This is a genomic window from Bartonella sp. AP58NXGY, assembly GCF_042195785.1.
Lineage (GTDB): Bacteria > Pseudomonadota > Alphaproteobacteria > Rhizobiales > Rhizobiaceae > Bartonella.
On sequence record NZ_JBHIOY010000050.1, the window covers coordinates 1 to 1,976 of the forward strand.

2 protein-coding genes and 1 pseudogene are annotated in these 1,976 nt (G+C 41.1%); all 3 read right to left on the reverse strand.

The features are described from left to right. Positions 1–845: pseudogene (locus ACFINC_RS09200) on the reverse strand (hypothetical protein); the annotation flags it as partial. A 1-nt stretch (position 846) separates the two neighbouring features. Next, positions 847–1,554 (reverse strand): hypothetical protein, encoded by a 708-nt coding sequence (locus ACFINC_RS09205; protein ID WP_375617013.1) that lies wholly within the window; start codon positions 1,552–1,554, stop codon positions 847–849. 11 nt (positions 1,555–1,565) lie between these two features. Continuing rightward, the gene (locus tag ACFINC_RS09210; protein ID WP_375617014.1) at positions 1,566–1,946 is read right to left on the reverse strand and encodes a hypothetical protein; all 381 of its coding nucleotides are present in this window, start codon (positions 1,944–1,946) and stop codon (positions 1,566–1,568) included. Positions 1,947–1,976 lie beyond the last annotated feature (30 nt).

Below are 1,976 nucleotides of genomic sequence, written 5' to 3' on the forward strand. Positions count from 1 at the left end.
GCAAACTTATCAAAAGTTTTAAAAACCGTTCTATCAACCTTCTCAAAGCCTATCGGCAAAAGTTGACCATCAGCACTGATCTGATAAAAGCCACCATCACTCGCAAAAAAAGCATCACTCCCTCGACAAGCTATAGAGGCTGCACTGCGGGATCCACGCTTGTCTTGAAGCTTTTGAAAAATAAAGGGGACTTTAGAGCCTAGCGTAAAACAACCAGCATAAATAGCAGAACGCAAAAAAACGAGGGGATTGCTCGATTCCGTTGCCCCTTGAACATATTCTCCATCATTAAAATTATGATAATAACAATCTTTATCACCTACCGTCCAATGAGTTGCATCATTCAAACCCGACCAATGGATGCGATTGGGATGATCTGTTAATTGCATCAAACAAACAAAATCACCCCAAACCTTCACCAATCCTGCTTTCGGGGGATTGCCTCCTAAATCTTCAAACCGTTCAGAGCTATGAGTATTAAAGACTTGTGGTTTATCATTTTTATTCACCGCAATAATAGTTTCACCAAATAATGCAAACGACCATTTATTCTCTTCATTTGCTTGATAGGTCACACCACTTTGGCTTATGTCTTTCCAACCCTTGGTTTGACTATCATAACTGTAAAGCTTTTTGGCTCCTCCTACGATTATCTTAACACCATTGCCACTTCTAAAGGCTATGCACCCCAACGGCTTTTCTTCTAAAGCATGAGACACTACCATTGCATTAGGCATCGGAATGTAACAGCCATCAGCCGGTAAAACATTCACAAGCATATCCGTAAAACTGCCGTTGACAACCGCAACATCTGGTCTGTAATCAGCGATTGGAAAATAAACCATATTAGAAATCCGTCGGAATTATTCGAGTGACGTTATGACGTTGAGACGTCTCTGCACGCAATTCATGCAACTGTTCGTTAAAGTCATTGTAAGCTGCCGTTGCACAATCGGGATCTTTCAAGATATTCTTGTAAAGTTCGTATTTTGCACGCGCCTTAATCAAATCAAACGCGTGCACAAACCATGGGTGCTCCTCATCGACACTATCTATCTCTGATAAACGCAATGGAGAGAGAATGAGTTGAATCTGATAGGCTTTATCCGGCGTGGGATAAAGATGTAATTTCCTATCAAAATAACTGTAACAAACCGGCGTTCCTTGCTGCTCTGATGATAACAAAGGCTCTAAAGAAACATGGTCCTTACACTCCAATGCAAACTTATGAGGTTGATCAGAGCTTAGATAAACGTTTTTTATTTTAACAGCTGTTTCAATAGGGCGGGTAGCGCTTGCATCATAAACACCTTGTCCCGCCCGTGTCTCAAACACCACATCACGGCTTTCGTTAAAGTAAAAGGTCTCCCGTTCACAAAAACGAATGGCTGCAAAAATGCTTTCTTGGATTTGTTGAACATACTCATCGGCTATGTCATCAATCTCATCTTGAATAACCGACACTAAGTGCGAAAGTGTTCTCTTATGACGATAAACATCTCGCTTTACTGGTATCGGTCCTCCGGTCTTAACCCGAATATAATGACGTGTCATCAAAATACCCCTCAGTGATTAGTCACGAATTCAACGACTATACTTGCTTGCCCAGCTTGTACTGTTTTATCAGCTTTAGCATAGAGAGTAAGTTCTTCATCATAAGGGACAAATTCCTTCTGATTGGTGGGCTTAACCTCTTTTACTGCCTGTTGTTTGATTTCCGCTTCACCAAACTCAGTCCCTCCAGCAGTGCACCCTATTTTGACCTTTGTGTCCGAAAATGCTGTCTTAACAAACACTTTAATTGAAGTAATCAAAGCACCACGAGGTAGCGTACCTATTCTCATAGCGTTTTCTTTATCTTCATAGCTAAAATTAAGCCGCAAAAAGCTTACCTGCTGGGTATGAAGATTTCTCCCTTGCAAGGGCTGTGGTAAATAATCTGCCATGTCTTATCCCCTCAATGATTTGTCACAAAT

Coding starts and splice junctions, on each gene's coding strand:
- ACFINC_RS09205 (WP_375617013.1), bottom strand. CDS start 1,554: ATGACACGTCATTATATTCGGGTTAAGACCGGAGGACCGATACCAGTA.
- ACFINC_RS09210 (WP_375617014.1), bottom strand. CDS start 1,946: ATGGCAGATTATTTACCACAGCCCTTGCAAGGGAGAAATCTTCATACC.